Source organism: Cupriavidus sp. DL-D2, from assembly GCF_039710735.1.
GTDB lineage: Bacteria > Pseudomonadota > Gammaproteobacteria > Burkholderiales > Burkholderiaceae > Cupriavidus.
Genome location: NZ_JBDKXK010000004.1, coordinates 240,997 through 266,986 on the forward strand (window position 1 = coordinate 240,997; position 25,990 = coordinate 266,986).

27 protein-coding genes and 1 other RNA gene are annotated in these 25,990 nt (G+C 62.5%); 22 read left to right on the plus strand and 6 right to left on the minus strand.

Annotation, left to right across the window (positions count from 1 at the left end):
- The first annotated feature begins 16 nt into the window (after positions 1 to 16).
- The 4 genes from ABDB81_RS04005 (at position 17) to ABDB81_RS04020 (ending at position 4,793) form a co-directional block, all read left to right on the plus strand.
- Entirely contained in the window at positions 17 to 1,909 is a 1,893-nt protein-coding gene (locus ABDB81_RS04005; protein WP_137924117.1) for an ABC transporter ATP-binding protein/permease, read from the plus strand.
- 195 nt (positions 1,910 to 2,104) lie between these two features.
- Entirely contained in the window at positions 2,105 to 3,163 is a 1,059-nt protein-coding gene (locus ABDB81_RS04010) for an ABC transporter substrate-binding protein (RefSeq protein WP_137924118.1), read from the plus strand.
- Complete coding sequence (locus tag ABDB81_RS04015) at positions 3,160 to 4,017, plus strand: ABC transporter ATP-binding protein (protein WP_137924119.1); 858 nt, start codon at positions 3,160 to 3,162, stop codon at positions 4,015 to 4,017. The genes ABDB81_RS04010 and ABDB81_RS04015 overlap by 4 nt, the downstream gene beginning before the upstream one ends.
- Before the next feature lie 2 nt (positions 4,018 to 4,019).
- Positions 4,020 to 4,793, plus strand: a complete 774-nt coding sequence (locus tag ABDB81_RS04020; RefSeq protein WP_346809868.1) for an ABC transporter permease — start codon at positions 4,020 to 4,022, stop codon at positions 4,791 to 4,793.
- Positions 4,794 to 4,803: 10 nt separating this feature from the next.
- Here the strand turns inward: ABDB81_RS04020 and ABDB81_RS04025 are convergent, their stop codons facing one another.
- Positions 4,804 to 5,262, minus strand: coding sequence for an Lrp/AsnC family transcriptional regulator (locus ABDB81_RS04025; protein ID WP_137924121.1), 459 nt, complete (start codon positions 5,260 to 5,262; stop codon positions 4,804 to 4,806).
- A gap of 145 nt (positions 5,263 to 5,407) precedes the next feature.
- Here ABDB81_RS04025 and ABDB81_RS04030 point away from each other — a divergent pair, with 145 nt between their 5' ends.
- From ABDB81_RS04030 to ABDB81_RS04055, 6 genes are all read left to right on the plus strand, one after another.
- Positions 5,408 to 6,367, plus strand: a complete 960-nt coding sequence (locus ABDB81_RS04030) for a LysR substrate-binding domain-containing protein (RefSeq protein ID WP_346809870.1) — start codon at positions 5,408 to 5,410, stop codon at positions 6,365 to 6,367.
- A 137-nt stretch (positions 6,368 to 6,504) separates the two neighbouring features.
- Entirely contained in the window at positions 6,505 to 7,821 is a 1,317-nt protein-coding gene (locus ABDB81_RS04035) for a Glu/Leu/Phe/Val dehydrogenase (RefSeq protein ID WP_137924123.1), read from the plus strand.
- A gap of 312 nt (positions 7,822 to 8,133) precedes the next feature.
- Positions 8,134 to 9,033 (plus strand): glutamate/aspartate ABC transporter substrate-binding protein, encoded by a 900-nt coding sequence (locus ABDB81_RS04040; protein WP_137924124.1) that lies wholly within the window; start codon positions 8,134 to 8,136, stop codon positions 9,031 to 9,033.
- Positions 9,034 to 9,098: 65 nt separating this feature from the next.
- Positions 9,099 to 9,827: an amino acid ABC transporter permease gene (locus ABDB81_RS04045; RefSeq protein ID WP_137924125.1), complete on the plus strand. Its 729-nt coding sequence runs from the start codon at positions 9,099 to 9,101 to the stop codon at positions 9,825 to 9,827.
- 11 nt (positions 9,828 to 9,838) lie between these two features.
- Positions 9,839 to 10,522 (plus strand): glutamate/aspartate ABC transporter permease GltK, encoded by a 684-nt coding sequence (gene gltK / locus ABDB81_RS04050; RefSeq protein WP_137924126.1) that lies wholly within the window; start codon positions 9,839 to 9,841, stop codon positions 10,520 to 10,522.
- On the plus strand, positions 10,519 to 11,253 hold the full coding sequence (locus ABDB81_RS04055; RefSeq protein ID WP_137924127.1) for an amino acid ABC transporter ATP-binding protein: 735 nt from the start codon (positions 10,519 to 10,521) through the stop codon (positions 11,251 to 11,253). Before gltK ends, ABDB81_RS04055 begins: the two co-directional genes overlap by 4 nt.
- A 118-nt stretch (positions 11,254 to 11,371) precedes the next feature.
- Here ABDB81_RS04055 and ABDB81_RS04060 read toward each other — a convergent pair whose 3' ends face one another.
- A complete protein-coding gene (locus tag ABDB81_RS04060) occupies positions 11,372 to 12,202 on the minus strand; it encodes a class II glutamine amidotransferase (protein WP_137924128.1) in 831 nt (276 codons plus the stop codon).
- Between the two features lie 196 nt (positions 12,203 to 12,398).
- Here ABDB81_RS04060 and ABDB81_RS04065 point away from each other — a divergent pair, with 196 nt between their 5' ends.
- The 4 genes from ABDB81_RS04065 to rnpB all read left to right on the plus strand — a co-directional run bounded on the left by ABDB81_RS04065 (position 12,399) and on the right by rnpB (position 15,886).
- Positions 12,399 to 13,694, plus strand: coding sequence for a glycerate kinase (locus tag ABDB81_RS04065; protein ID WP_346809873.1), 1,296 nt, complete (start codon positions 12,399 to 12,401; stop codon positions 13,692 to 13,694).
- A 15-nt stretch (positions 13,695 to 13,709) separates the two neighbouring features.
- Complete coding sequence (pyrC, locus tag ABDB81_RS04070) at positions 13,710 to 14,744, plus strand: dihydroorotase (protein ID WP_137924130.1); 1,035 nt, start codon at positions 13,710 to 13,712, stop codon at positions 14,742 to 14,744.
- Positions 14,745 to 15,527, plus strand: coding sequence for a DUF3025 domain-containing protein (locus ABDB81_RS04075; protein ID WP_160471444.1), 783 nt, complete (start codon positions 14,745 to 14,747; stop codon positions 15,525 to 15,527).
- 15 nt (positions 15,528 to 15,542) lie between these two features.
- Positions 15,543 to 15,886: RNase P RNA component class A (gene rnpB / locus ABDB81_RS04080), an RNA gene on the plus strand.
- 68 nt (positions 15,887 to 15,954) lie between these two features.
- On the opposite strand, the gene ABDB81_RS04085 is transcribed toward rnpB, so the two are convergent.
- Complete coding sequence (locus ABDB81_RS04085; protein ID WP_137924132.1) at positions 15,955 to 16,377, minus strand: OsmC family protein; 423 nt, start codon at positions 16,375 to 16,377, stop codon at positions 15,955 to 15,957.
- Positions 16,378 to 17,121: 744 nt separating this feature from the next.
- Here ABDB81_RS04085 and rplM point away from each other — a divergent pair.
- The 4 genes from rplM (at position 17,122) to erpA (ending at position 19,166) form a co-directional block, all read left to right on the plus strand.
- Entirely contained in the window at positions 17,122 to 17,550 is a 429-nt protein-coding gene (gene rplM / locus ABDB81_RS04090; protein WP_008646003.1) for a 50S ribosomal protein L13, read from the plus strand.
- An 11-nt stretch (positions 17,551 to 17,561) separates the two neighbouring features.
- Positions 17,562 to 17,954, plus strand: a complete 393-nt coding sequence (rpsI, locus tag ABDB81_RS04095) for a 30S ribosomal protein S9 (RefSeq protein WP_137924133.1) — start codon at positions 17,562 to 17,564, stop codon at positions 17,952 to 17,954.
- A 219-nt stretch (positions 17,955 to 18,173) separates the two neighbouring features.
- The gene (locus ABDB81_RS04100) at positions 18,174 to 18,692 is read left to right on the plus strand and encodes a polymer-forming cytoskeletal protein (RefSeq protein WP_346809876.1); all 519 of its coding nucleotides are present in this window, start codon (positions 18,174 to 18,176) and stop codon (positions 18,690 to 18,692) included.
- 105 nt (positions 18,693 to 18,797) lie between these two features.
- Entirely contained in the window at positions 18,798 to 19,166 is a 369-nt protein-coding gene (gene erpA / locus ABDB81_RS04105) for an iron-sulfur cluster insertion protein ErpA (RefSeq protein WP_137924135.1), read from the plus strand.
- A gap of 73 nt (positions 19,167 to 19,239) precedes the next feature.
- On the opposite strand, the gene ABDB81_RS04110 is transcribed toward erpA, so the two are convergent.
- Both ABDB81_RS04110 and ABDB81_RS04115 read right to left on the minus strand, forming a co-directional pair.
- Positions 19,240 to 20,373: an anhydro-N-acetylmuramic acid kinase gene (locus tag ABDB81_RS04110; protein ID WP_346809878.1), complete on the minus strand. Its 1,134-nt coding sequence runs from the start codon at positions 20,371 to 20,373 to the stop codon at positions 19,240 to 19,242.
- 22 nt (positions 20,374 to 20,395) lie between these two features.
- Positions 20,396 to 21,790, minus strand: coding sequence for a M23 family metallopeptidase (locus ABDB81_RS04115; protein ID WP_137924137.1), 1,395 nt, complete (start codon positions 21,788 to 21,790; stop codon positions 20,396 to 20,398).
- Between the two features lie 211 nt (positions 21,791 to 22,001).
- On the opposite strand from ABDB81_RS04115, the gene tyrS reads away from it, so the two are divergent.
- From tyrS to ABDB81_RS04135, 4 genes are all read left to right on the plus strand, one after another.
- The gene (tyrS, locus tag ABDB81_RS04120; RefSeq protein WP_137924138.1) at positions 22,002 to 23,243 is read left to right on the plus strand and encodes a tyrosine--tRNA ligase; all 1,242 of its coding nucleotides are present in this window, start codon (positions 22,002 to 22,004) and stop codon (positions 23,241 to 23,243) included.
- 8 nt (positions 23,244 to 23,251) lie between these two features.
- Positions 23,252 to 23,722, plus strand: coding sequence for a D-aminoacyl-tRNA deacylase (gene dtd / locus ABDB81_RS04125; RefSeq protein WP_160471449.1), 471 nt, complete (start codon positions 23,252 to 23,254; stop codon positions 23,720 to 23,722).
- Positions 23,723 to 23,802: 80 nt separating this feature from the next.
- A complete protein-coding gene (locus ABDB81_RS04130) occupies positions 23,803 to 24,450 on the plus strand; it encodes a YbhB/YbcL family Raf kinase inhibitor-like protein (RefSeq protein WP_137924140.1) in 648 nt (215 codons plus the stop codon).
- Positions 24,451 to 24,490: 40 nt separating this feature from the next.
- Complete coding sequence (locus tag ABDB81_RS04135) at positions 24,491 to 25,165, plus strand: histidine phosphatase family protein (protein WP_137924141.1); 675 nt, start codon at positions 24,491 to 24,493, stop codon at positions 25,163 to 25,165.
- A gap of 19 nt (positions 25,166 to 25,184) precedes the next feature.
- Here ABDB81_RS04135 and ABDB81_RS04140 read toward each other — a convergent pair whose 3' ends face one another.
- Positions 25,185 to 25,931, minus strand: coding sequence for a queuosine precursor transporter (locus tag ABDB81_RS04140; RefSeq protein WP_160471451.1), 747 nt, complete (start codon positions 25,929 to 25,931; stop codon positions 25,185 to 25,187).
- Positions 25,932 to 25,990 lie beyond the last annotated feature (59 nt).

Consider the following 25,990-nt stretch of genomic DNA (forward strand, 5'->3'; position numbering starts at 1 on the left):
GCCTGAATTCTAACGTATGCGCCGCTATTCCACGACCGCCGAGCCCGCCCCCGCCGAGCCGGCAAACTCCCTGTTCAAGGGCGCTGGCGCGCCCCGCAGCGACTGGCAGACCGTTCGCAACCTGCTGCCTTACGTCTGGCACTACAAGTGGCGAGTGATCCTGGCGCTGACCTGCCTGGTTGCCGCCAAGGTTGCCAACCTCGGCGTGCCCGTGTTGATGAAGAAGCTCGTCGATACGATGAACATCGCGCCGGGCAACGCCACGGCGCTACTCGTGGTGCCCGCCGGGCTGATCGTCGCGTACGGGATGCTGCGTCTCTCCGGCACGTTGTTCACCGAGTTGCGCGAGATCCTCTTTGCCAAGGTCACGCAGAGCGCGGTGCGCGAAATCGCGTTGCAGGTGTTCCGCCATCTGCATGCGCTGTCGCTGCGATTCCACCTGGACCGGCAGACGGGCGGCATGAGCCGCGATATCGAGCGCGGCACGCGCGGCATCCAGTCGCTGATCTCGTACTCGCTGTACAGCATCCTGCCCACGCTGGTGGAGATGTCGCTGGTCATCGGCTTTCTGCTGCTGCACTACGACATCTGGTTCGCGGCGATTACGCTGTGCGCGCTGGTGGCGTATATCGCGTTCACGATCATCGTGACCGAGTGGCGCACGCACTTCCGCCGCAAGATGAACGAGCTGGACTCGCGCGCCAACCAGAAGGCCATCGATTCGCTGCTGAACTTTGAAACCGTCAAATACTTCGGTAACGAGGAATACGAGGCGCGCCGCTACGACGAAAACCTGCGCACGTATCGCACGGCCGCCATCCGCTCGCAGAACTCGCTGTCGCTGCTGAATTTCGGTCAGCAGACGATCATCGCCGTCGGGCTGATCCTGATCCTGTGGCGTGCCACGGTGGGCGTGGCGGCGGGCAAGCTGACGCTGGGCGACCTCGTGCTGGTCAACACGTTGATGATCCAGCTTTATATCCCGCTGAATTTCCTTGGTGTGATCTATCGCGAAATCAAGCAGGCCACCACCGACATGGATCGCATGTTCGTGCTGCTTGGTACGAACCAGGAAGTGGCCGATGCCCCCGGTGCCGCACCGCTGCGCGTGGACGGTGCGGAAGTGCGCTTCCGCCATGTGGGGTTTGGCTACGAGTCGAACCGCACGATTCTCGATGATGTGGATTTCACGATCGCTGCGGGCACCACCACGGCGGTGGTCGGCCACAGTGGCTCGGGCAAGTCCACGCTGGCGCGGCTGCTGTTCCGCTTCTATGACGTGAGTCGGGGCGGGATCGAGATCGATGGGCAGGATACCCGCAAGGTCACGCAAGCGAGCCTGCGCGCATCGATCGGCATCGTGCCGCAGGACACCGTGCTGTTCAACGACAGCATCTATTACAACATTGCCTATGGCCGGCCCGAAGCCACGCGCGACGAGGTAATCGAGGCCGCGCGCGCCGCGCAGATCGATCATTTCATCAGCGAGTTGCCGCAGGGGTACGACACACCTGTGGGCGAGCGTGGGCTCAAGCTGTCCGGTGGCGAGAAGCAACGCGTGGCCATCGCGCGCACGCTGCTCAAGAATCCGCCGATCCTGGTGTTCGACGAAGCCACCTCGGCGCTGGATTCGCGCACCGAACAGGCCATCCAGTCCGAACTGATGCGCCTGGCGCAGAACCGCACCACGCTGCTGATCGCGCACCGGTTGTCGACGGTGGTGCATGCCGATCAGATCCTGGTGATGGATCATGGCCGCATCGTCGAGCGCGGCACGCACGCCGAACTGATGCGCGCCAATGGCCGCTATGCAGGCATGTGGCAGATCCAGGCGCGTAATGCCGCGCAGGGTGTGCCCGATGCCGATGCGCTCGCCATCGACGCAGGCGACGAGACGCAGGACGCCTGACGCTTCTCTGAAGCGCGCCGTCATCGATTGTCGACAATCGATGACGGCAACCTGCGCGTACAGATGCGTGCGCACAATCATGGGTCGTCAATGCACCGCGCCCATGCATCGCGCCGGTGCGGCATGCCCCCTGCAAAGGCTGGCACGACCCTTGCAAAAAGCACCCTCCAGATAGATAAAAACTGGAGAAGGTCCATGCTGCAATTCGCTCTGCGTCGCCAATTTCTGAAACTGTGCACCACGGCAGGCACCGCGATGGTGCTGTCGACACTCTGCGTGGGCACCGCGCAGGCGCAAGCCGCGACGAAAGTCCGCTTTCAGCTCGACTGGCGTTTCGAAGGTCCGGCCGCACTGTTCCTGCTCGGCGAGCAGAAGGGCTACTTCAAGAACGAGAAGCTCGATGTGTCGATCGACGCGGGCAACGGCTCGGGCAATGTGGTCAACCGCGTGGCATCGGGCACGTATGACATGGGCTTTGCCGACCTGGCTTCGGTGATGGAGTTCTACGGTAACAACCCCGATGCCAAGAACAAGCCAGTGGCCGTGATGATGGTCTACAACAACACGCCCGCCGCCGTGCTGGCGCTGAAGAAGTCGGGCATCAAGGCGCCGAAGGACCTGACGGGCAAGAAGCTGGGCGCGCCGGTGTTCGACGCGGGCCGTCGTGCCTTCCCGATCTTCGCCAAGGCCAACGGCCTGCAGGCGGCATCGTTCAACTGGCAGGCGATGGACCCCACGCTGCGCGAAACGATGCTGACGCGTGGCGATCTCGATGCCATCACCGGTTTCTCGTTCACGTCGATCCTGAACCTGAACGCGCGTGGCGTGAAGGATGAGGACATCGTGGTGCTGCCGTATCCGCAGTTCGGCGTGAAGCTCTACGGCAACGCGATCATCGCATCGGAACAGTTCCTGAAGAGCAACCCCGAAGCGGTCAAGGCATTCCTGCGCGCCTTTGCGAAATCGGCCAAGGACGTGATCGCACATCCGGAAGAAGGCATCAAGGCCGTGAAGGCGCGTGACGGCATCATCGACGAGAAGCTGGAGGTCAAGCGCCTGAAGTTGGCGCTCGACAGCGTGGTGAAGTCGCCGGATGCCAAGGCCGAGGGCTTTGGCCGCGTGAACAAGCCGCGCCTGTCGCTAATGGCGTCGCAGGTGGCCGATGCCTTCGGCACCAAGGGCCGTATCAATCCCGATACGCTGTGGACCGACGCCTATCTGCCGTCTGCCGCCGAACTGGACGTGCTGCGATGATGGCAAGAGAAGCACTGATGCCCGCCTCGGGCGGGTCACCGGCCGATGCGGGTGGCGGCCAGCCATTCGTCGATTTCAATCGCGTATGGCTGGCCTATGACGATGAACTTGCGCGTCGCGGCGAGTTCGCAGTCGAGGATATTTCGCTGCAGGCTGCGGAAGGTGAATTCATCGCCATCGTGGGACCCTCGGGCTGCGGCAAGTCCACGTTCATGAAGCTGGCCACTGGCTTGCGCCAGCCTACGCGCGGCGTGGTCAGCATCAATGGCACCAAGGTCACCGGTCCGCTCAAGCAGGTGGGCATGGCGTTCCAGGCGCCCACGCTGCTGCCGTGGCGCACCACGCTCGACAACGTGATGTTGCCGCTGGAGATCGTCGAGCCGTATCGATCGACTATGCGCAAGAAGCGCGACGAGTACGTGGAACGTGCGCGCATGCTGCTGAAGACCGTAGGCCTGTCCGGCTACGAGGACAAGTACCCGTGGCAACTGTCGGGTGGGATGCAGCAGCGCGCATCGATCTGCCGTGCGCTGATTCACGAGCCGCGCATGCTGCTGCTCGATGAACCGTTCGGTGCACTCGACGCGTTCACGCGAGAAGAACTATGGTGCGTGCTGCGCGATCTCTGGCAAGCGCAACGCTTCAACGTGATTCTGGTCACACACGATCTGCGCGAGGCCGTGTTCCTGGCCGATACCGTCTACGTGATGAGCCCGCGTCCGGGCCGTATTCTGCTGCGCCGCGAGATCGACCTGCCGCGTCCGCGTCCGCTCGACATCACCTACACCGAACCCTTTGCCGAACGCGTGCATGAACTGCGCGAGAAGATCGGGCATAACCGGGGACAACACTGATCATGACGACGATGTCCTCTCTCCAGGCGAAGCGCGTGCAGCGCGTCGCCCCGTGGATTCTGCTGGGTACGTTCCTGCTGCTGTGGCAGGGCGCATGCCTCATCTTCAACGTCTCGGACTTCATCCTGCCGAGTCCGTCGGCCATCGTGGCTTCGCTGGGCGAGTACGGCGGCGTGATCGCCACGCATGCATGGCGCACGTTCTGGACGACCATGGTGGGCTTCGGCCTCGCCATCGTCGTAGGCGTACTGCTGGGCATGCTGCTCGGATCGTCGCGGCTCGCTTACGCGGCCACGTATCCGCTGATGACGGCGTTCAATGCATTGCCGAAAGCCGCATTCGTGCCGATCCTCGTGGTGTGGCTCGGCCTCGGTGCCGGTCCCGCGATCATCACGGCGTTCCTGATCTCGTTCTTCCCGATCATGGTGAATATCGCCACGGGGCTCGCCACGCTCGAACCGGAACTTGAAGACGTGCTGCGCGTGCTGGGTGCCAAGCGTCGCGATGTGCTGATCAAGGTGGGTCTGCCCCGCGCGATGCCGTTCTTCTTCGCCTCGCTCAAGGTGGCGATCACGCTGGCCTTCGTCGGCACGACCGTTTCGGAAATGAGCGCGGCGAACGAAGGCATCGGCTACCTGCTGGTATCGGCCGGCTCCGCGATGAAAATGCCACTGGCGTTTGCCGGCCTCGTCGTGATCGCGGTGATGGCGATGCTGATGTACGAACTGTTCGCCGTGCTCGAAAAGCGCATGACGAGCTGGGCCCATCGTGGATAGCCGTGGTTGATCAGGCGTAATCCAGCGGCAACGCCGTCGTGTACTTGATCTGTTCCATCGCGAAGCTCGAACTGACATCGGCCAGTTCTACGCCCTGGATCAGTTTCTTGTACACGGTGTCATAAGCGGCGATATCCGGCACCACCACGCGCAACAGGTAGTCGGTATCGCCCGCCATGCGGTAGAACTCGGTCACTTCCGGAATCGATGCCACGAGTCCGTGAAACGCCTTGAGCCATTTCACGTTGTGCTGGTTGGTGCGGATCGAGACAAAAACCGTCACGCCAACATTGAGCTTGGCCGCATCGAGCAGCGCCACGCGCTTTCGCACGACGCCGGATTCTTCGAGCTTCTGGATGCGGCGCCAGCATGGCGTCGACGTCAGCCCCACGCGTTCGCCGATCTCGGCAACAGGCACAGCGGCATCTTCCTGGAGGATCTCCAGGATCTGGCGGTCATAGCGGTCCATGGGATTTCCTGCAAACCTGAAGATTTCGATCCAAAACCCGCGCAGATTGTAATCCTGTTCCAACGGAGGGGGCGGAGGCAGAAAAATATTGTCGATGGCGGCGTCCGTGCTGCGCGGGACGTGGACGCAGGCGATAATCCGCGCCATGGAAATCAAATGGCTTGAAGACTTCGTCAGCCTGGCCGAGACGCACAGCTTCTCGCGCTCGGCGGAACTGCGGCATGTCACGCAGCCGGCGTTCTCGCGCCGCATCCAGTCATTGGAGGCGTGGGTGGGCACCGAGCTGATCGACCGGTCCAGTTACCCCACGAGCCTGACCTCGGCGGGCAAGGTGTTCTACGAGCAGGCACTGGCGATGCTGGCGCAGGTCAGCGAGACCCGTGCGCTGATGCGCGGGCAGCGGTCGGCCAATGCGCAGGTGCTGGAATTCGCCGTCCCGCACACGTTGTCGCTGACGTTCTTCCCCGAATGGCTCAAGGGCGTGGAGCGCAAGGTCGGCACACTGCCATGCCGCCTGCGCGCGCTCAATGTCCACGATGCGGTGCTGATGCTGGTGGAAGGCGGCTGCGACCTCGTCATGGTCTATCACCATCCGCGCCAGGCCATCCAGCTCGATCCGGCGCACTACGACATGCTCGTGCTCGGCACCGAACGGCTGTCGCCTTACAGCGTGCCCGATGCCACGGGTCGCCCGCTGTTCCGGCTGCCGGGTACGGACAAGAAGCCAGTGCCATTCCTGAGTTACACGCCCAATGCGTTTCTGGGCCGGATGGTGGACATGCTGCTGGCGGAGTCCGCCGATACGCTCAAGCTCGACAAATGCTACGAAACCGATATGGCCGAGGCGCTCAAGGCGATGGCGCTGGCCGGACACGGCATGGCATTCTTGCCGGAAAGCACGGTGCGTGAAGACGTGGCCGCCGGCCGTCTGGTGCGGGCCGAGGCGGCGCGCGGGCTGCCGCAATCGATCGATATGGAAATCCGGCTCTATCGCGAGCGACCTTCCGATAACGGGACCGAACGGCGCGGCGGCCAGTCGCGCCGCAAACGCCAGTTCGTGGACCGCATCTGGGCCGCACTGACGTCGCCGGCGTCGGACGCGTGAAACCGCAAGGTGCCAGGAAGGGGCGCCAAGGTTATGCGAGGCTTGCATAACCTGCCGAGGCGGGATGATGAAACGGCATTGGATTGGGGCAGGGCAGCGCCGATATCCTCCGTGTCACCTTCACTCGGAACTCAACGATGTCTTCCGCAGCACCGACGCAAAACGTCTCGAATGTCTCGCATGCCCACGCCCTGCCTTCCTACCTGAAAGCCGACGACCTCGGCCCGTGGGGCATCTACCTGCAGCAAGTCGATCGTGTCACGCCCTACCTGGGCTCGCTGGCGCGCTGGGTGGAAACGCTGAAGCGCCCCAAGCGCGCGCTGATCGTCGACGTACCCATCGAACTGGACAACGGCACCATCGCCCACTACGAGGGTTACCGGGTGCAGCACAACCTGTCGCGCGGCCCGGGCAAGGGCGGCGTGCGTTTCCACCAGGACGTGACGCTGTCCGAGGTGATGGCGCTGTCGGCATGGATGTCGGTGAAGAACGCGGCGGTGAACGTGCCCTACGGCGGTGCCAAGGGTGGCATCCGCGTGGATCCGCGCACGCTGTCGCACGGCGAGCTGGAACGCCTGACCCGTCGCTACACCAGTGAAATCAACATCATCATCGGTCCGAACAAGGACATTCCGGCGCCTGACGTGAATACCAACGCCCAGGTCATGGCCTGGATGATGGACACCTATTCGATGAATTCGGGCAGCACGGCCACCGGCGTGGTGACCGGCAAGCCGATCTCGCTGGGTGGCTCGCTGGGCCGCCATGAAGCCACCGGCCGTGGCGTGTTCGTGGTGGGTTCGGAAGCCGCCCGCAACCTGGGCATGGACGTCAAGGGTGCGCGCGTGGCCGTGCAGGGCTTCGGCAATGTGGGCGCTGTGGCCGCCAAGCTGTTCCATGAAGCCGGCGCCAAGGTGGTGGCGGTGCAGGATCACCGCACCACGCTGTTCAACCCGGCGGGTCTGGACGTGCCGGCAATGATGGAATACGCATCGCACAGCGGCACGATCGACGGCTTCCAGGCCGAAGTCCTCAAGGGTGACCAGTTCTGGGATGTGGAGTGCGACATCCTGATCCCGGCCGCGCTGGAAGGCCAGATCACCGCCGAGAACGCACCGCGCATCACGGCCAAGCTGGTGATCGAGGGCGCCAACGGCCCGACCACCCCGCAGGCCGACGACATCCTGCGCGAGCGCAATATTCTGGTTTGCCCGGACGTGATTGCCAATGCAGGCGGCGTGACCGTGTCCTATTTTGAATGGGTGCAGGATTTCTCCAGCTTCTTCTGGACCGAAGAGGAGATCAATGACCGGCTGGTACGAATCATGCAAGAGGCTTTCCGGGCGATCTGGCAGGTTGCCCAGGACAACAAGGTCACGCTGCGGACGGCCGCGTTCATCGTCGCCTGCACGCGGATCCTGCAGGCGCGCGAGATGCGCGGCCTCTATCCTTGATGGAGGACGATTCATGAAGCCGGGATTTGACGCTGCTGCAATGCAGCAAAATTCCCCGCTTCGGTGAAGCCCGCAACGCGGCGATCGGATGACTCCGGTTGCCGCGTTTTTTTGTCATCAACGGTTTGAAGCGGCGGCAACAATCGGTGCGCACTTGTGTCTCATTTTGGCGCAACGCAGCTAAACCATCGCTGAATTGGCACCAGTTAGGGGAAAAACCCGTTGTCTTGAGTGACGAGCTAAGCAATACTGTTTCGCCGGTGGGGCAGTCTGTTACAGTCCCGCCTTTCTCTTCATGGTCAAGGAGATGTTATGAATGTTGCCAAGTTGGCAGGCCTGATGATTGCGGCAGGGGTGTTGTGCGCAAGCGCGCAAGCAGCTGAGCCGCTGACGGGTACGCTGCAGAAGATCAAGGAAACGGGTGTCATCACGCTGGGCGTGCGGGACTCCTCGATTCCCTTCAACTACAACCTCGGCGGTGTCCGTCAGGTTGGGTATTCCTACGATATCAATATGAAGATCGTGGAAGCCATCAAGGATCAGTTGAAGCTGCCGAACCTGCAGGTCAAGGAAATTCCGATCACGTCGCAGAACCGCATCACGCTGCTGCAGAACGGCACGATCGATATCGAGTGCGGCTCGACCACGAACAACCTGGAACGCCAGAAGCAGGCATCGTTCACGAACAGCATCTTCATCATCGGCACGCGCATCATGGTGAAGAAGGACGGCGGCATCAAGGACTGGGCCGACCTGAAGGGCAAGAACGTGGTGACCACCGCTGGCACCACGTCCGAGCGCCTGCTGCGCAAGATGAACGATGACCAGAAGCTGGGCATGAACATCATCAGCACCAAGGACCATGGCCAGTCGTTCCTGACGCTGGAATCGGGCCGTGCCGTGGCGTTCATGATGGACGACGCGCTGCTGTTCGGCGAACGCGCCAAGGCCAAGAACCCGGCAGACTGGATCGTCGTGGGCAAGCCGCAGTCGCGTGAATCGTACGGCTGCATGATCCGCAAGGATGACGCACCGTTCAAGAAGATCTCCGACACCGTGATCGCCGGCCTGATGAAGGATGGTTCGATCAACACGATGTACGCGAAGTGGTTCCAGCAACCGGTCCCGCCCAAGGGCCTGAACCTGGACTTCCCGCTGTCCGAAGATATGAAGGCGCTCTTCAAGACCCCGAACGACAAGGCACTCGACTGATCGTTGCGATTGGCGCAGTGCGAAACGGAAGGAGCAGTCCTTCCGTTTCTTTTTGAGGACGCACTATGGATTACGCTTTTCACTGGGGAGTCTTCCTCGAGCAGGCCGCTTCCAACGAGACGTACCTGGACTGGATGATTTCCGGTCTCAAGGTCACGATCGCGCTGGGCCTGTCGTCGTGGGTGATCGCCCTTGTTCTCGGCTCGGTGCTGGGCGTGCTGCGCACGGTCCCGAACAAGTGGCTGTCGGGGTTTGCCGCCACTTACGTCGAAATCTTCCGAAATATTCCGCTGCTGGTGCAGCTGTTCATCTGGTACTTCGTCGGACCCGAGCTGCTGCCGGGCGGCGAAGCCATCAAGCAGATGAACCCGTTCACCCAGCAGTTCCTGGCAGCCATGATCTGCCTGGGCACCTTCACGGCCGCCCGGGTTTGCGAACAGGTGCGCTCGGGGATCAATTCGCTGCCGCGCGGCCAGAAGAACGCCGGCCTGGCCATGGGTTTCACGCTGGCGCAGACGTACCGCCACGTGCTGCTGCCGATGGCCTTCCGCGTCATCGTGCCGCCGATCACCTCCGAGTTCCTGAACATCTTCAAGAACTCGGCCGTGGCATCGACGATCGGCCTGCTGGAACTGGCCGCACAGGGCCGCCAGCTGGTGGACTACACCGCGCGTCCGTATGAATCGTTCATCGCGGTCACGCTGCTGTACGCGCTGATCAACTTCACGGTGATGTTCCTGATGCGCTGGGTGGAACGCCGTACCCGCGTGCCGGGCTTCATCGGCACGAAGTAAGGAGCTGCAACATGGCATACGAATTCGATTTCAGCTCCATCAATTACTCCACGCTGCATGTGCTGGGCGAGGGTATGGCCGTTTCGCTCAAGATCACGGTGACGGCGGTGATCGTCGGCATCGTCTGGGGCACGATCCTGGCGATGATGCGTTTGTCGTCGATCAAGGCACTGAACTGGTTTGCACAGGGGTACGTGACGCTGTTTCGGTCCATCCCGCTGGTGATGGTGCTGCTGTGGTTCTTCCTGATCATTCCGCAGTTGCTGCAGAAGGTGTTCAACCTCTCGGCGGCATCCGACCTGCGCATGACCTCCGCGCTGATCGCGTTCTCGCTGTTCGAGGCCGCGTACTACTCGGAAATCATCCGCGCCGGTATCCAGAGCGTGTCGCGCGGCCAGATGTTCGCGGCCCAGGCACTGGGCATGACCTATGGTCAGACCATGCGGCTGGTGATCCTGCCGCAGGCGTTCCGCAACATGGTGCCGCTGCTGCTGACGCAAGGCATCATCCTGTTCCAGGATACGTCGCTGGTCTACGTGAGCGCGCTGGCAGACTTCTTCGGCCAGGCTTACGGTATTGGCGAGCGTGACGGCCGCATCGTGGAGATGCTGTTGTTTGCTGGTCTCGTGTACTTCATCATTTGTTTTTCCGCTTCGCTGCTGGTCAAGCGTTATCAGAAAAAGGTGGCCGTATGATCGAAATTAATAACGTTTCCAAGTGGTACGGCGCCTTCCAGGTGCTGACCGATTGCACCACCAAGGTGGCCAAGGGCGAAGTGGTGGTGGTGTGCGGTCCGTCGGGCTCGGGCAAGTCGACGCTGATCAAGACCGTGAACGCGCTGGAGCCGTTCCAGAAGGGCGACATCCTCGTGGATGGCACGTCGGTGGGCAACCCGAAGACGAACTTGCCCAAGCTGCGCTCGCGCGTGGGCATGGTGTTCCAGAACTTCGAACTGTTCCCGCACCTGTCGATCACCGAGAACCTGACCATCGCGCAGATGAAGGTGCTGGGCCGCTCGAAGGACGAAGCCAACGCCAAGGGCATGAAGTACCTGGAGCGCGTGGGTCTGAAGAGCCAGGCCGACAAGTATCCGGGTCAACTGTCAGGTGGTCAGCAGCAGCGCGTGGCCATTGCGCGCGCGCTGTCGATGGATCCGATCTGCATGCTGTTCGACGAACCGACTTCGGCGCTTGACCCGGAAATGGTCAACGAAGTGCTCGACGTAATGGTGCAACTGGCCAACGAAGGCATGACCATGATGTGCGTGACCCACGAAATGGGCTTCGCCCGCAAGGTGGCCAACCGCGTGATCTTCATGGACGCCGGCAAGATCGTGGAAGACTGCGCCAAGGAGGAGTTCTTCGGCAACATCGAAGCCCGCTCCGAGCGCGCCCGTCAGTTCCTGTCGAAGATCCTGCAGCACTAAGCGAGCGCGCGAACCTCGCGTGTTTGCTCCCCTCTCCCGCCTTGCGGGAGAGGGACCCAAGACCTCGCCCCCTGTCACCGCTTGGGCGTGTCTGACGGTGCTGGCAGTCAAATCCCCCTCAAGTACAAGCCGTATTCGCGGCATTCTTCGCCTGCACCTCAGGCGGTATCGGCACCGTCCACGTCATGACGGGCTTTCCATTCTCGAACATGATCAGCTCGCCAGGCGCAAACTGCGTCCACGTCTCGTTGTCCGTCAACGGTGCGGTGGCGATAACGGCCACGCGATCGTCCGGCGTGGTGACCTGTGCGAAATCGATCGACAGGTCGGCATCGATCAGATGTGCCTTGGAGAACGGCCACTGCCGCACGATGTAGTACAGCCGCGTGGAGCAGTGCGCAAACAGCGCCTGACCGTTGCACAGCAGGAAGTTGAATACCCCATGCAGCGTGATGTCTCGCGTGATGTCGGCCAGCGCATGTCCCAGCTCATTCAGCGGCGGCTGCGATCCCGGAAAGCGTTTGCGCAGCCCCTGCATCAGCGTGCAGAACGCCAGTTCGCTGTCGGTGTCGCCCACAGGCTGGTAGACGCCGGACAGGAAAGGGGCGAATCCGTGCAGGTCGCCGTTATGCGCGAAGATCCAGTGCCGGCCCCAGAGCTCACGCATGAACGGATGGCAGTTCTCCAGCCGGACCGTGCCTTGCGTGGCCTTGCGGATATGCGAGATCACGTTCTTCGACTTGATGGGGTAGCGCTTGATCAGGTCTGCCACCGGCGACGAACCCGCCGATTGGTTATCGATGAACAGGCGGCACGCCTTGTCCTCGAAGAAGGCCACGCCGAAACCATCGGAGTGGTGGTCCGTCACACCGCCGCGCGCGGCAAAGCCGGTGAAGGAGAACGTCACGTCGGTTGGCGTGGCGCAGTTCATGCCTAGCAGCTGGCACATGGCGAGGGCACCGTGCGGCAGGGGGCTGCCGCTTTGCAATAGAATGGGGCCATTATCCTTCGCGTACCGGACGCTGCCAAGCACGGCGCCGACGCCCTCATCCCTTCCCAGCCATGAATCGAGACAAGATCGCTGCCATTCCCGGAGACGGAATCGGAACGGAACCCATGCCCCAGGGCGCCATCGCGGAGGCATCATGAATTTCCAGGGCTGTCCGCGCACCTTGCTGCTCGAGAGTTTCCACGCCGCTGTTGCTGCCGCCGATCCATTGCAAATCGTTGCCGATCACCTGCCGCCGCCGCATGCCGGGGGGCGCACGCTCGTGGTGGGCGCAGGCAAGGCTGCCGCGTCGATGGCGGCAGCGGTCGAGCGCGCCTACCAGGGCAAGGCCACGCTCGAAGGCATCGTCGTCACGCGCTATTCGCACGGCATGCCCACCGACCATATCCGCGTGATCGAGGCCGGCCATCCGGTGCCCGACGAAGCGGGCGAGCAGGCCGCTGCCGATATCCTGGCGCGTGTGCAATCGCTCGGACCCGAGGATCGGCTGATCGTGCTGGTCTCGGGCGGCGGCTCCAGCCTGCTGTCGCTGCCGGCCGATGGCATCCCCATGGCCGACCTGAAAGCCACCACGCGCGAGTTGCTGCGTTGTGGCGCACCGATCACGGACATGAACGTCGTGCGCAAGCATATTTCGCGCATCCAGGGCGGAAGGCTCGCGCAGGCGAGCCGGGCACCCGTGACCACGCTGATCGTGTCCGATGTGGCGGGCGACGATCCGAGTGCCATCGCCTCCGGTCCTACGGTTCCCGATCCCAGCACCTATGCCGATGCCCTCGGCATCCTGAAACGCTTCGGCGCCACGGTGCCGGCGAGCGTGCAATCCCATCTGGAACGCGGCGCGCGCGGCGAGATCGATGAAACGCCGAAGCCGGGCGATCCGCTGTTCAAGCGCGTCGACAACCGCATGATCGCCACTGCACATGGCAGCCTGGAAGCTGCCGCCGCGCTGTTCCGCCGTCAAGGCATCGAACCCGTGGTGCTCGGCGATACGGTCACCGGCGAGGCGCAGGAGGTGGCACGCGTCTATGCCGCGCTCGTCCGCGAGATTCGCAAGTACAATGCGCCGTTCTCCGCGCCGGTGGCGCTGATCTCGGGCGGTGAATGCACGGTCACATTGCCGAGTGGTGCGACAAACGCGCGTGGCGGGCGGTGCTCGGAATTCCTGCTGTCGCTGGCCATCGAGCTGGCCGGTGCGGAAAACATCCACGCGATTGCCGCCGACACCGACGGCATCGATGGTTCCGAGGACAACGCCGGTGCGTTGCTGGGCCCCGATTCGCTGGCGCGCGCTGATGCAGCCGGCGTCTCGGCCCGGCACAGCCTGGATGCCCACGACGCGTGGGGGTTCTTCCATGCGGTGGATGACCTCGTCGTGACCGGCCCCACGCGGACCAACGTGAACGATTTCCGCGCCATCCTGATTCTCTAGTTGTTGCTTGTCCCCATGACCCAAAAGATCACGATTACCCGCCCGGACGACTGGCACCTGCACCTGCGCGATGGCGCGGCGCTGACCGCTGTCCTGCCCGATACCGCACGCCAGTTCGCGCGCGCCATCGTCATGCCGAACCTCAAGCCGCCGGTCACCACGGTGGCGCAAGCCGCTGCCTACCGCGACCGCATCCTGGCCGCACTGCCGGCCGGGATGACGTTCGAGCCGCTGATGACGCTGTACCTGACCGACAACCTGCCGCCCGAGGAAATCGTCGCAGCCAAGGCCAGCGGTTTTGTCCACGCGGTGAAGCTGTACCCGGCCGGCGCCACGACCAACAGCGATGCTGGCGTGACCGATATCAAGCGATGCGCCCCTACGCTGGAAGCCATGCAGCGTGCAGGCATGCCGCTGCTGGTGCACGGCGAAGTCACCAATGGCGACATTGACCTGTTCGACCGCGAAGCCGTATTCATCGAGCGCGTGATGAAACCGCTGCGCCGCGATTTCCCGGAACTGAAGGTGGTGTTCGAGCACATCACCACGTCCGAGGCCGCCCAGTACGTGGCCGAAGCCGAAGGCCCGATCGCTGCGACGATCACCGCGCACCATCTGCTCTACAACCGCAACGCGATCTTCATCGGCGGTATCCGTCCGCATTACTACTGCCTGCCGGTACTCAAGCGCGAGACCCATCGTGAGGCGCTGGTAAAGGCCGCTACGTCGGGCAGCGACCGTTTCTTCCTCGGCACGGACAGCGCGCCGCATGCCAAGGGCCTCAAGGAGCACGCGTGCGGTTGCGCGGGTTGCTACACGGCGCTGCATGCGATGGAGCTTTACGCCGAAGCATTCGATGCAGTCGGCGCGCTGGACAAGCTGGAGGCGTTCGCCAGCTTCAACGGCCCGGCGTTCTACAACCTGCCGCGCAACACGGGCACGTTGACGCTGACGCGCGAGGATTGGGAGCTGCCGACGGAACTGCCGTACGGCGACACCACGCTGGTGCCGCTGCGCGCAGGCGAAACGCTGCGCTGGAAGGCAAGCTGATTGCTTCCGGCGATTGACTGGACGCGGCCCTGGTACCAACCATTCGCCGCGTCCGCATCGGTCCTTTCGCACGAGGATCTGCGCGAAGGACTCAATGCAGTCGCCGGTGCCCTGCGCAATGCGCGCGGGCAGCCGCTACGCTTCGTGCCGCAGTCATCGTTGCCCGATGGCACGGCGTACGAATCCCACATCCACGCCAGCGGGCAGGTGCCGACGCGCGACAACCTCCACGACGCCTTCAACGCGTTGATCTGGCTGCACTTCCCCGAAACCAAACGTTTGCTGAACCGGCTGCAGGCCGAGGCCATTGCGCGCGACGGCGTGCAACAGATGCGAGGCGGTCTGCGCGATGCCGCCACGCTGTTCGACGAGAACGCGATCCTTTTCCTCACCGAAGACGACACGCTGTTCGATGCCCTGAAAGGGTTTGACTGGCGCGAATTGTTCATCACCCGGCGCGTTTCGTGGCGGGGCGTCTGTGGCGTGATGCCGTTCGGGCACGCATTGCTCGAAAAGCTCGTCCATCCCTACAAGGCCGTCACGGCCCACGCCTGGCGTGTCATTGCGCCGCCGTCGATGCCGATGCACGAACTCGACGCCATGCTTGCAGCGGATCTCGCCGAAGCGGCAGAAGCAGGCCGCTTCGCCGGTGGCCGCAGCTTTTCGCCGTTGCCCGTCATGGGTATCCCGGGCTGGTGCGACGGCAACGCTGATCCAGCGTTCTATGAGGATGTCACGGTGTTTCGTCCGGGACGCCGGCCGCCCCAGCCGTCCATTCGGTGATAGACTGCGGCCCGCAAAGCAGGCCAGACAATCGCTGCTTGTTCCCGCAAGGGGCAAGGGGAGGAAAGTCCGGACTCCACAGGGCAGGGTGTTGGCTAACAGCCATCCACGGTAACGTGCGGAATAGGGCCACAGAGACGAGTCTTGCCGCTGGCTTCGGTCGGCGGGAAGGGTGAAACGCGGTAACCTCCACCTGGAGCAATCCCAAATAGGCAGACGTTGAGGCGGCCCGCTGAGTCTGCGGGTAGGGAGCTGGAACCGTCCGGTAACGGCCGGTCTAGAGGAATGGTTGTCACATGCAGAGTGCCCGCAAGGGCGGTCGGCATGCACAGAATCCGGCTTATCGGCCTGCTTTGCTTCGGATTTGAGAACGCCCGGCGTGCTTCTGCACCGCCGGGCGTTTTGCTTTGGCGTGAGCGTGGAAACGTCAGCCTTCGACGATCTCGGTGGTATGCGTGATCTCGGCAGTCTTCGCCAGCATGATCGATGCCGAGCAGTACTTCTCGTGCGACAGCTCGATGGCACGCTCCACCTTGGCGGGGTCCAGGCCCTTGCCGGTTACCGTGAAGTGGAAGTTGATCTTCGTGAACACCTTCGGATCGGTATCGGCGCGCTCGGCTTCCAGCTTGACCGAGCAGCCGCGAATATCCTGGCGGCCACGCTTCAGGATCAGCACCACGTCATAGGCGGTGCAGCCGCCAGTGCCCAGCAGCACCATCTCCATTGGACGCGGCGCCAGGTTGTTGCCGCCACCGTCCGGTGCGCCGTCCATGGCCACCAGATGGCCGCTGCCGGTCTGGGCGATGAAGCTCATGCCCTCCGGGCCCGACCATGTCACTTTGCATTCCATTTTTTTCGTTCCTCGATTCGTTGATGTCCTGATTTCGCTCGCACGCAGGGCATCTCATGACTTGCATTTCGCGAGTATAGGCCAACTCCGCGGGCGCCTTCCCCTACGGGATTTCCCCTAAAAATCCGAGGGTTTCCTCTAGTGTGGTGTCGATCAAAGACTCGCTTTGTATGGATAAGCTATTGATTTAAAAGAAATAACGTTCTTTTAAAGAGGTGTATTGTACATTCCATATTATGGAATTGAATTTCGTAGTGTAAATTTTCTTGCCTTGCAAGGGGCCATATGTATAATCCAATCCATCGAACGACGGCGCACGAAGAGCGCGCAGAGTGCGAAAGCGAAAGAGGTTCCGGCCCGGATCGCTCGCCGCACCACCGCAATGACCGGCCCCGTCGATCGCCCGGTGTCTCCTCCACCCTCCTCCTTTGGTGGATTCAAACCCAAGTCCGATAGACTTGGGTTTTTTTTCGCCCTTTGCAAGGGCCGCCACGGTGCGCCAGTGAACAACTCGGCGCTTGTCATGCTGCCAGCCGGCAAAGACTTGACGAAATCCGGCAACTTTGCTTGTGCGATGGCGCCGTAGCCGCTTATAATCGTCGGCTTTCCGGTCATTGCCCCCGGAAAAAATCAGGGAGAGCCTGCAGAGAACAAGCAGGAAGGTCAGGTCCCAAGGGCCGACCGACGACAGGACGCTAAAACGGCGACCGTCATACCGGGCAGATTTTCTAATCAGGAAAAATCATGAAGACCTTTTCCGCCAAGCCTGCAGAGGTAAAGCGCGACTGGTACGTGATTGACGCGACGGACAAAGTCCTCGGCCGTGTTGCCAGCGAAGTGGCACGCCGACTGCGCGGCAAGCACAAGCCAGAATTTACTCCTCACGTCGACACCGGTGATTTCATCATCATCGTCAATGCAGCCAAACTGCGCGTGACGGGTACCAAGGAACAGGACAAGAAGTACTATCGCCATTCGGGTTACCCGGGCGGTATCTACGAAACGACGTTCGGCAAGATGCAGCAGCGTTTCCCGGGCCGTGCCCTGGAAAAGGCTGTCAAGGGCATGCTGCCGAAGGGTCCGCTGGGCTACGCGATGATCAAGAAGCTGAAGGTTTACGCCGAAGCCGAGCATCCGCATAGCGCACAGCAGCCCAAGGTGCTGGAAATCTAAGGGGGCCATCCATGATCGGTAATTGGAATTACGGTACTGGCCGCCGCAAGAGCGCCGTGGCACGTGTCTTCATCAAGTCGGGCAAGGGCGCTATTGTCGTCAACGGCAAGCCCATCAACGAGTATTTCGCTCGCGAAACCTCGCTGATGATCGTGCGCCAGCCGCTGGAACTGACGGCTCACGCCGAAACGTTCGACATCAAGGTCAACGTGACCGGTGGTGGTGAAACCGGCCAGGCCGGTGCTGTTCGCCACGGCATCACCCGCGCGCTGATCGATTACGACGCCACGCTGAAGTCGGCCCTGTCGAAGGCTGGCTACGTTACGCGTGACGCACGTGAAGTCGAGCGTAAGAAGGTTGGTCTGCACAAGGCGCGTCGTCGGAAGCAATTCTCGAAGCGTTAATGTGCTTCTGCCTGGTCCGGCCCGCCGGATCTGGCAAGGCCCGAAAAAGACCGCACGGTTCATCGTGCGGTTTTTTTTTGCCATGACATTTCAGATCAAGGACTTGTCACATTCAGCGTTGCGCATATCCGTGCTTAAAGCATTTCATCCGCATGCCGTTCATGCGGCGATACAATCACGGGCTTGCATCCAGACGCTGCATGAAAAGGGAGTAGATACATGCTGTTTTCCAAGAAGAAGGGCCTGTCCATCGATACATTGATCGGGCCGGACACCACCATCGAGGGCGATGTGGCGTTCTCCGGCGGTTTGCGTCTGGATGGCCGCGTGCGCGGCAACATCATCGCTGTGGAAGGCAAGTCCAGCATGCTCGTGATCACCGAGAAAGGTGTGGTCGAGGGCGAAATCCGCGTCGAGCATCTGGTCCTGAACGGCACAGTGAACGGGCCGGTCCATGCGACGGAACTGCTCGAACTGCAAGCGCAGGCCCGGGTCCATGGCGAGGTGCGCTATGCGGCGCTTGAGATGCAGCAGGGGGCGCTCGTCGAAGGGCGTCTGATCCCGCTGGTGCAGACAGAAGTGCGTGCATTGCCCAATCACGTCCCGCCCGCAGAGACCGATGTGGATGTCGAAGCCACTGTCGTGGAGATCGTGGCAGATGTCCCAACCGTGGAAAACGTGACGGAAGAGGCTTCCGAAGCCGGTGAAAAGCTGGAAAAGGTTGAGAAAGTGGCCTGACGCGGCCCGGCAATCCCGACGCAGAGGCCCTTGAAATCAAGGGGTTTCGGCACGATTTCAGAGTAGCGCTTAGAATACGGGCGTACCTAACCAGGAGAATTCCCCATGAACGCAGTCGCAGAGGCACCCGTTACCGAAGATGTGCCGGCACCGTTCGTCTTTACTGACAGCGCGGCCGACAAGGTCAAGCAATTGATCGAGGAAGAGGGCAACGCCGAATTGAAGCTGCGCGTGTTCGTGCAGGGCGGCGGTTGCTCCGGCTTCCAGTATGGCTTCACGTTCGACGAAGACGTGAATGAAGACGACACCCAGATGAACAAGAACGGTGTCACCCTGTTGATCGACTCGATGAGCTACCAGTACCTGATTGGCGCCGAGATCGACTACAAGGAAGACATCAACGGCGCCCAGTTCGTGATCAAGAACCCGAATGCCTCGACCACCTGTGGTTGCGGCTCGTCGTTCTCGGTCTGACGCCAGACGTCTCGCCATAAAAAAAAGCGCACCCTACGGTGCGCTTTTTTCTTCCGCAGAACCCCTGACGCGCTCAGCGCGGATAGATCGCGCCCAACACGCGCGGTCCGGCTGCCCCCGTCACGGTCGGTACATTGCCGGGCGCACGGTGCACGCACTGGCGGGCGAACCATGCAAACGCCAGCGCTTCCACCTGGGAAACCGGCACGCCATACGCGTCCGAAGTCTCCACCGTCACGCCCGGCAGTAGCTGTCCAAGATTGCCGAGCAACGCCTCGTTGTACGCACCGCCACCACAAACAATCAGCCGTTGGGCATCTGGCGCGCAAGTCTGCACGTCACGCGCAATAGCCGTAGCCGTCAGCGTGGCCAGCGTGGCTTGCACATCGGCCGCCGGCAGCGGGCTTGGCAGGCTTTCCAGCACCGCCTGCAGCCAGCCCGGGTGGAACAGGTCGCGGCCGGTACTCTTGGGTGGCGGGGCGTGGAAATAGGGTTCGGTCAGCAGTCGCGTCAGCAGCGCCTCGTCGACGCTGCCTGTGGCACCCCAGGCGCCGCGATCGTCGAATGGCTCGCCGCGATGACGTTGCACCCAGTCATCGAGCAGTGCATTGCCCGGTCCGCAGTCGAAGCCGGTCACAGGCCGGCCGGTATTCGCGGCGGGCAGGATGCTGATATTCGAGATGCCCCCGATATTGCAGACCACGCGGGTCTCGTCGCGCGCGCCAAATAGCGCCGCGTGGACGGCGGGAACGAGCGGTGCACCTTGTCCTCCTGCGGCGATATCGCGACTGCGGAAATCCGCGACGACATCGATGTCGGTCAGTTCCGCCAGCAGGGCAGGATGTTGGGTCTGTCGGGTGTAGCCCGTTCCGTCATAGAGTCCGGGACGATGCCGGACGGTCTGGCCGTGTGCGCCGATCGCAACCACCTGGCTGGCGTTGATATCGGACTCACGCAACAAGGCTTCCACGCACGCAGCGTAGACGCGCGCCAGACCATTGGCGGCCATGGCTTCACGATGAATCTCGTCTTCGCCAGGTTGTTGCAGCGCTGCGAAGGCTTCACGCAGGCTGTCCGGGAATGGCAGGTGAGCCGCAGCCAGCACCACCGGCTGCGCCGCCGTGAAATCGACGAGGACGCCGTCCGCGCCGTCCATGCTGGTGCCTGACATCAGGCCAATGAAACAATCAGTAGGCACCGGGGGCATGGATATCGGTTTCGGTCGAAGCTCAGTTGCTGGCGGTCAGTACATTGTAGGTGCGGAGCATGTTGATGCGGCTCAGCGTGGCACTGGTGTAGGTCAGGAAGTCCGCGCGCGACTTGCCGGTCAGGGTCGGCGCTTCCATCAACGTCGTCGTCAGCGGATTCTGCGGAACGTCGTTGTAGCGGAACTCATAGTGCAGGTGCGGCCCAGTGGCCCAGCCCGTCGAACCGACATAGCCGATCAGTTGGCCTTGCGACACATGCTGGCCTTCGCGTAGTCCGGCAAAGCGCGACAGGTGCGCATAAAAGGTCGAGTAGCCGTTGGCATGCTTGAGCACGACGATGTTGCCGTAGCCGTTCTGCTGCCCGGCGAACTCCACCGTGGCATCGGCCGTGGCGATCACCTTGGTGCCCTGCGGCGCGGCGAAATCCACGCCCTTGTGCTGCTTCCACTGATGGTGAAGCGGGTGGTCGCGCCCGCCGAACCCTGACGATACGCGCGAGAACTCTACTGGCGAACGCAGGAACGGACGCTTCATGCTGCGCCCATCGAACGTGTAGTAGGCGCCCGGCGTACCGTCCTTCGGTGCGTACCAGAGTGCCTGGTACAGCGTGTTGCGGTTGATCAGTTCGATGGCCACGACACGGCCATTGCGAACGAATGCGCCATCGCGGAAGCCGGCTTCGTAGACGATGCGGAAACGGTCGCCACGGGCGATGTCGTGGTGGAAGTCGATGACACCCGAGAAGATCGAGATCATCTGGTTGACCACTTCGTCAGGCACGCTCGCGCTGTCCATCGACTTGAAGAAACCGGTGGCGTCGATTGCGCCGGACGCCATTTCGTAGTGCAGGTCGTTGTCGACTGCCTCGATGCGCGCCTTGTACGTGAAATCGCCGCCTTCCTTTTTAGGCGCCACGCGCTCGATCACGAGTTCGCGCGAACTGCCTGCGTCGCCGCCGAGGTTGGCTTGCAGCGAAACCAGCAGATTGCTGCTGTCGATCTCGGCCTGCACCGCCTGGCCGGGGTTCAGGTCGAACAGGCTGCGGGCGGTAGGGTTCTTGACGATAAACGCTTGCGCATCGGGATCGTCCACGCCGAGCCGGCGCAGCAGGGAGCCGATGGTATCGCCGCGCTGCATGCGTTCCTGCTGTACGTAGACGCCCGCGTCGCTCGCCTCGGTCAGCTGTTCGAGTTGCTCATGCACGTCGGGCATGCGCAGGGTATGTTCGACTCGCGGGGCGAGCGGATCATCGAATGCGTTGCGGGGGGCAACGCCCATCGCCGCCGCCATGCCAAGCGTAAAAACCGTGCCGACGGCGACGGTCAACTGCTTGCGGCGGCGCGTATGCTGGGGATTCGTCGGGTCAACCAGGACTACCAGTTGCCGCGCGAAAACATCGCGGAGATTAGACCACATCACGTAGAATTCAAGCTTTCCGAATTGGCAGGCCCTACCGCGACGATTTGTTTCGTCTGCCATCCTCCCCCGAGGTGCGGTGCGGGTATTGTCTGTTTGCCACCCTTCCGGGTGACCGCCGACGACTGTTGTCGGACGAGAAGCTGCGAAGTATATCAGATGAAAATCTGTCATCCGTAGCCTTTTTCCTAAAGATTTCAAAGACTTACCCATGACTGAAGTGAAGCCGGCCGCCGTGGCCAACTATCCACTTACGCCGTCCGTGATGCGCGCACTGGAGATCACCAAGCGCGGCTGCGACGAGCTTCTGGTCGAGGCCGAATGGCTCCAGAAGCTGGCCCGGAGCGAGGCCACTGGTGTGCCGCTGCGCATCAAGCTGGGACTCGACCCCACCGCGCCTGACATCCACCTGGGCCATACCGTGGTGCTGAACAAACTGCGCCAGTTGCAGGACCTGGGGCACCAGGTGATCTTTCTCATCGGTGATTTCACGTCGACGATTGGCGATCCCTCGGGGCGCAATTCCACGCGGCCGCCGCTGACCCGCGAGCAGATCGAGGCCAACGCCACCACCTACTACAAGCAGGCCAGCCTGGTACTCGATCCCGCGAAAACGGAAATCCGCTACAACAGCGAGTGGTGTGATCCGCTGGGCGCACGCGGCATGATCCAGCTCGCTGCCAAGTACACCGTGGCGCGCATGATGGAGCGCGACGATTTCACCAAGCGTTTCCGTTCCGGTGTGCCGATTTCGGTCCACGAGTTCCTGTATCCGCTGATGCAGGGCTACGACTCGGTGGCACTGAAGGCGGACCTGGAGATGGGCGGCACGGACCAGAAGTTCAACCTGCTGGTAGGTCGCGAATTGCAGAAGGAGTACGGGCAGGAATCGCAGTGCATCCTGACCATGCCGCTGCTGGTAGGACTGGACGGCGTCGAGAAGATGTCGAAGTCCAAGAACAACTACATCGGCGTGACCGAAGCGCCGAACGAGATGTTCGGCAAGCTCATGAGCATCTCGGACGACTTGATGTGGCAATACTTCACGTTGCTGTCGTTCCGCCCGCTGGCCGAGATCGACCTGATGAAGCAGGAAATCGCCGCGGGCCGCAATCCGCGCGATTGCAAGGTGCTGCTGGCGCAAGAGATCGTGGCGCGTTTCCACAGCCAGGCTGATGCCGAGAGCGCGCTGGAAGCATTCAACCATCGCGCCCGTGGCGGTATTCCGGACGACATTCCGGCCGTGAGCCTGGAAGGTGCGCCGATGGCCATCGCCCAGTTGCTCAAGCAGGCCAACCTTGTGCCGTCTACCTCCGAGGCAAACCGCAATATCGAGCAGGGCGGCGTGAAGATCGACGGCGCCACCGTTGCGGACAAATCCGTCAAGGTGGCGGCGGGGACGTATGTGGTGCAGGTCGGCAAGCGCCGCTTTGCACGTGTGACGCTGGCCTGAGGGGCGCGATGATCGCCCTGATCCAGCGTGTGACGCAGGCGCGCGTGACCGTGGAAGGCCGGACGACCGGCGAGATCGGTGCGGGCCTGCTGGCCCTGGTGTGCGCCGAGCGTGGCGACACCGAGGCGCAGGCCGAGCGCCTGTTGGCCAAGATGCTGGGCTATCGCGTGTTTTCCGACGCAGCCGGCAAGATGAACCTGCCGGTGCAGAACATTGACGGGCAGGGCAAGGCGGGCGGACTGCTCGTGGTGTCCCAGTTCACGCTGGCCGCTGACACGAACAGTGGGACGCGGCCGAGTTTTACGCCGGCGGCCTCGCCCGAAGACGGTCGTCGCCTGTACGATCATTTCGTGGCCCGCGCCCGTGCCGCACATCCCGATGTCCAGACCGGGGAATTCGGCGCGATGATGCAGGTCAGCCTGACTAATGACGGCCCGGTGACGTTCTGGCTGCGCGCACCCCCTGCCGCTACGGCGTGAGATTGCGGACGCGCCAGGACGCAAGTGCCTGACCCGCTGCAACCTGATCGCCAAACGAATCCAAGTCGAAGGAGATCCACATGAAACTCTGGAGCAAGGCTTTTGCCGACAACGCGCCCATTCCGGGCGAGTTCGCGTTCTGCGTGCCCGACGCGGCCAATCACGTGACGCTGTCGACCAACCGCAACCCCGATTTGCATTGGGATGACGTACCCGCAGGCACGCGCTCTTTCGTGTTGCTCGCCCACGATCCCGACGTGCCGAGCCGTGGCGACGATGTGAACCAGGAAGACCGCGAGGTGCCGGAATCGTTGCCGCGCCTGGATTTCTTCCACTGGGTGCTGGTCGATATCCCCCCGGGCCTGACCACGATCTCGGCTGGTACGCATAGCGACGGCGTGATCGCGCGCGGCAAGCCCGGACCCGAGGCACTGGTCGGTACGGCCACTGCTGGCGGCCTGCGCCACGGTACGAACGACTACACGGGCTGGTTTGCCAACCACGACGACATGAAGGGCGACTACTTCGGCTACGACGGCCCGTGCCCGCCGTGGAACGACGCGATCGTCCATCGCTACGTGTTCACGGTGTATGCGCTCGATATCGACAGCGTGCCCGTGGAAGGCAAGTTCACTGGCGCCGATGTGCGCGAGGCTATCCAGGGTCACGTGCTGGCCGAGGCCAGCTATACCGGCACGTACACGCTCAACCCGCGTCTCATCAAATAATTCTCAGGACCGCCGTCCGTCGCCCCCCCAAGGAATCGGCATGTCGCAAAGCTCTGGCCCGCAAACGCTGGCCTACACCCACCTGATCGTCATCCGCCATGGCGAGACGGCCTGGAACCGCGAACGCCGTTTGCAGGGCCAGGTCGATATTCCGCTCAACGACACGGGCCGCGCTCAGGCGCTGGCGCTGGCCGGCGCGTTGTCGGGCGAGCCGATCGATGCCGTGTATTCGAGCGACCTGGGCCGGGCGATGGAAACCGCGGCGCCGCTGGCGCAGGCACTCGGACTGACCGTGCGCACGGAGCCGCGGCTGCGGGAACGTCACTACGGCGACTTGCAGACGATGACCTACGCCGAGGTCGCCGAGAAGCGGCCCGAGGATTTCGCGAACTGGCAGGCGCGCGTGCCCGACTATGCGCCGCCGGGTGGTGAATCGCTACGGGAGTTCCAGGATCGGGCGGTGGAAATCGCGCTGGCCCTGGCCCGTCGGCACCCCGGCGAGCGGATTGCGATGGTGGCGCACGGCGGCGTGCTCGACTGCCTCTATCGCGAAGCCACGGGCATGACGATCGAAGCGCCGCGCGAGCATGAGCTGCTCAATGCCAGCATCAACCGCATGCGCTGCGACAGCGCCACACTGACGGTGCTGCAATGGGCCGATGTCAGCCATCTGGAAGCGCTGACGCTCGACGAGGTAGACCGGCGCGTGCCCTGAAACCCAGGGCAACGCGGGCTCAGACCTTCAGGCGGAACGGGGTGAAGTTGGTGTTCCGGTCGTACCAGTCCTCGTTCTCGGCACGCTTCAGGAACGCCACCACCTTGTAGGTCACGGGCGTCATGACCACCTCCCAGCCCGTCTTCAGCACGTACTGCGCCACGGCCACCTGGATGACTTTCTCCAGCGGCCAGATGCCGTAGAAGGCAATCACGTAGAACAGCGAGGAGTCGACCAGTTCACCGGCCAGTGTCGATCCGATGGTGCGCGTCCACAGCCAGCGCCCGCCCGACCACAACTTCATCTTGGCCAGCACATAGCTGTTGGTGAAGCTGCCGCAGCAGAAGGCGATCAGCGAGCCGAGGGCGATGCGCCAGGTATTGCCGAACACATCCTCCAGGCTCTTCTGGTAGTCGATCATGAATGGCGCCACCGGCATGCGCAGCACCACGAACGCCATGAACGTGGCAAACGCCAGGGCGGCAAAGCCGGCCCACACCACGCGCCGGTCGCGGCCATAGCCATACACCTCGGTCAGCACGTCGCCAAAGATGTACGAGACGGGAAAGAACAGCACGCCAGCGCCGAACGTCACGGGGCCGATCACCGGCAGCGTGACCTGCGCGGCCTTGGCCGCCCCGATCAGGTTCGAACACAGCAGCACCGTCACGAAGGCCACCATGACGAGGTCGTAGTAGCGATAGGTCCGGCCGATATGTGGGGCAGTGTGCGGGCCGGGCTGTGGAGCGGCGGGGGATGGGGGCATGGGCGGGAGCGGGGCGCGTGTCTGGCGGTTGTGTCGGGCGATTATGCCAGTGGCGCCAC

Excerpts from the sequence above, each read along its gene's own strand:
- ABDB81_RS04005 (WP_137924117.1), top strand. The coding sequence starts at position 17 with ATGCGCCGCTATTCCACGACCGCCGAGCCCGCCCCCGCCGAGCCGGCA.
- ABDB81_RS04010 (WP_137924118.1), top strand. The coding sequence starts at position 2,105 with ATGCTGCAATTCGCTCTGCGTCGCCAATTTCTGAAACTGTGCACCACG.
- ABDB81_RS04015 (WP_137924119.1), top strand. The coding sequence starts at position 3,160 with ATGATGGCAAGAGAAGCACTGATGCCCGCCTCGGGCGGGTCACCGGCC.
- ABDB81_RS04020 (WP_346809868.1), top strand. The coding sequence starts at position 4,020 with ATGACGACGATGTCCTCTCTCCAGGCGAAGCGCGTGCAGCGCGTCGCC.
- ABDB81_RS04025 (WP_137924121.1), bottom strand. The coding sequence starts at position 5,262 with ATGGACCGCTATGACCGCCAGATCCTGGAGATCCTCCAGGAAGATGCC.
- ABDB81_RS04030 (WP_346809870.1), top strand. The coding sequence starts at position 5,408 with ATGGAAATCAAATGGCTTGAAGACTTCGTCAGCCTGGCCGAGACGCAC.
- ABDB81_RS04035 (WP_137924123.1), top strand. The coding sequence starts at position 6,505 with ATGTCTTCCGCAGCACCGACGCAAAACGTCTCGAATGTCTCGCATGCC.
- ABDB81_RS04040 (WP_137924124.1), top strand. The coding sequence starts at position 8,134 with ATGAATGTTGCCAAGTTGGCAGGCCTGATGATTGCGGCAGGGGTGTTG.
- ABDB81_RS04045 (WP_137924125.1), top strand. The coding sequence starts at position 9,099 with ATGGATTACGCTTTTCACTGGGGAGTCTTCCTCGAGCAGGCCGCTTCC.
- gltK (WP_137924126.1), top strand. The coding sequence starts at position 9,839 with ATGGCATACGAATTCGATTTCAGCTCCATCAATTACTCCACGCTGCAT.
- ABDB81_RS04055 (WP_137924127.1), top strand. The coding sequence starts at position 10,519 with ATGATCGAAATTAATAACGTTTCCAAGTGGTACGGCGCCTTCCAGGTG.
- ABDB81_RS04060 (WP_137924128.1), bottom strand. The coding sequence starts at position 12,202 with ATGTGCCAGCTGCTAGGCATGAACTGCGCCACGCCAACCGACGTGACG.
- ABDB81_RS04065 (WP_346809873.1), top strand. The coding sequence starts at position 12,399 with ATGAATTTCCAGGGCTGTCCGCGCACCTTGCTGCTCGAGAGTTTCCAC.
- pyrC (WP_137924130.1), top strand. The coding sequence starts at position 13,710 with ATGACCCAAAAGATCACGATTACCCGCCCGGACGACTGGCACCTGCAC.
- ABDB81_RS04085 (WP_137924132.1), bottom strand. The coding sequence starts at position 16,377 with ATGGAATGCAAAGTGACATGGTCGGGCCCGGAGGGCATGAGCTTCATC.
- rplM (WP_008646003.1), top strand. The coding sequence starts at position 17,122 with ATGAAGACCTTTTCCGCCAAGCCTGCAGAGGTAAAGCGCGACTGGTAC.
- rpsI (WP_137924133.1), top strand. The coding sequence starts at position 17,562 with ATGATCGGTAATTGGAATTACGGTACTGGCCGCCGCAAGAGCGCCGTG.
- ABDB81_RS04100 (WP_346809876.1), top strand. The coding sequence starts at position 18,174 with ATGCTGTTTTCCAAGAAGAAGGGCCTGTCCATCGATACATTGATCGGG.
- erpA (WP_137924135.1), top strand. The coding sequence starts at position 18,798 with ATGAACGCAGTCGCAGAGGCACCCGTTACCGAAGATGTGCCGGCACCG.
- ABDB81_RS04110 (WP_346809878.1), bottom strand. The coding sequence starts at position 20,373 with ATGCCCCCGGTGCCTACTGATTGTTTCATTGGCCTGATGTCAGGCACC.
- ABDB81_RS04115 (WP_137924137.1), bottom strand. The coding sequence starts at position 21,790 with ATGTGGTCTAATCTCCGCGATGTTTTCGCGCGGCAACTGGTAGTCCTG.
- tyrS (WP_137924138.1), top strand. The coding sequence starts at position 22,002 with ATGACTGAAGTGAAGCCGGCCGCCGTGGCCAACTATCCACTTACGCCG.
- dtd (WP_160471449.1), top strand. The coding sequence starts at position 23,252 with ATGATCGCCCTGATCCAGCGTGTGACGCAGGCGCGCGTGACCGTGGAA.
- ABDB81_RS04130 (WP_137924140.1), top strand. The coding sequence starts at position 23,803 with ATGAAACTCTGGAGCAAGGCTTTTGCCGACAACGCGCCCATTCCGGGC.
- ABDB81_RS04135 (WP_137924141.1), top strand. The coding sequence starts at position 24,491 with ATGTCGCAAAGCTCTGGCCCGCAAACGCTGGCCTACACCCACCTGATC.
- ABDB81_RS04140 (WP_160471451.1), bottom strand. The coding sequence starts at position 25,931 with ATGCCCCCATCCCCCGCCGCTCCACAGCCCGGCCCGCACACTGCCCCA.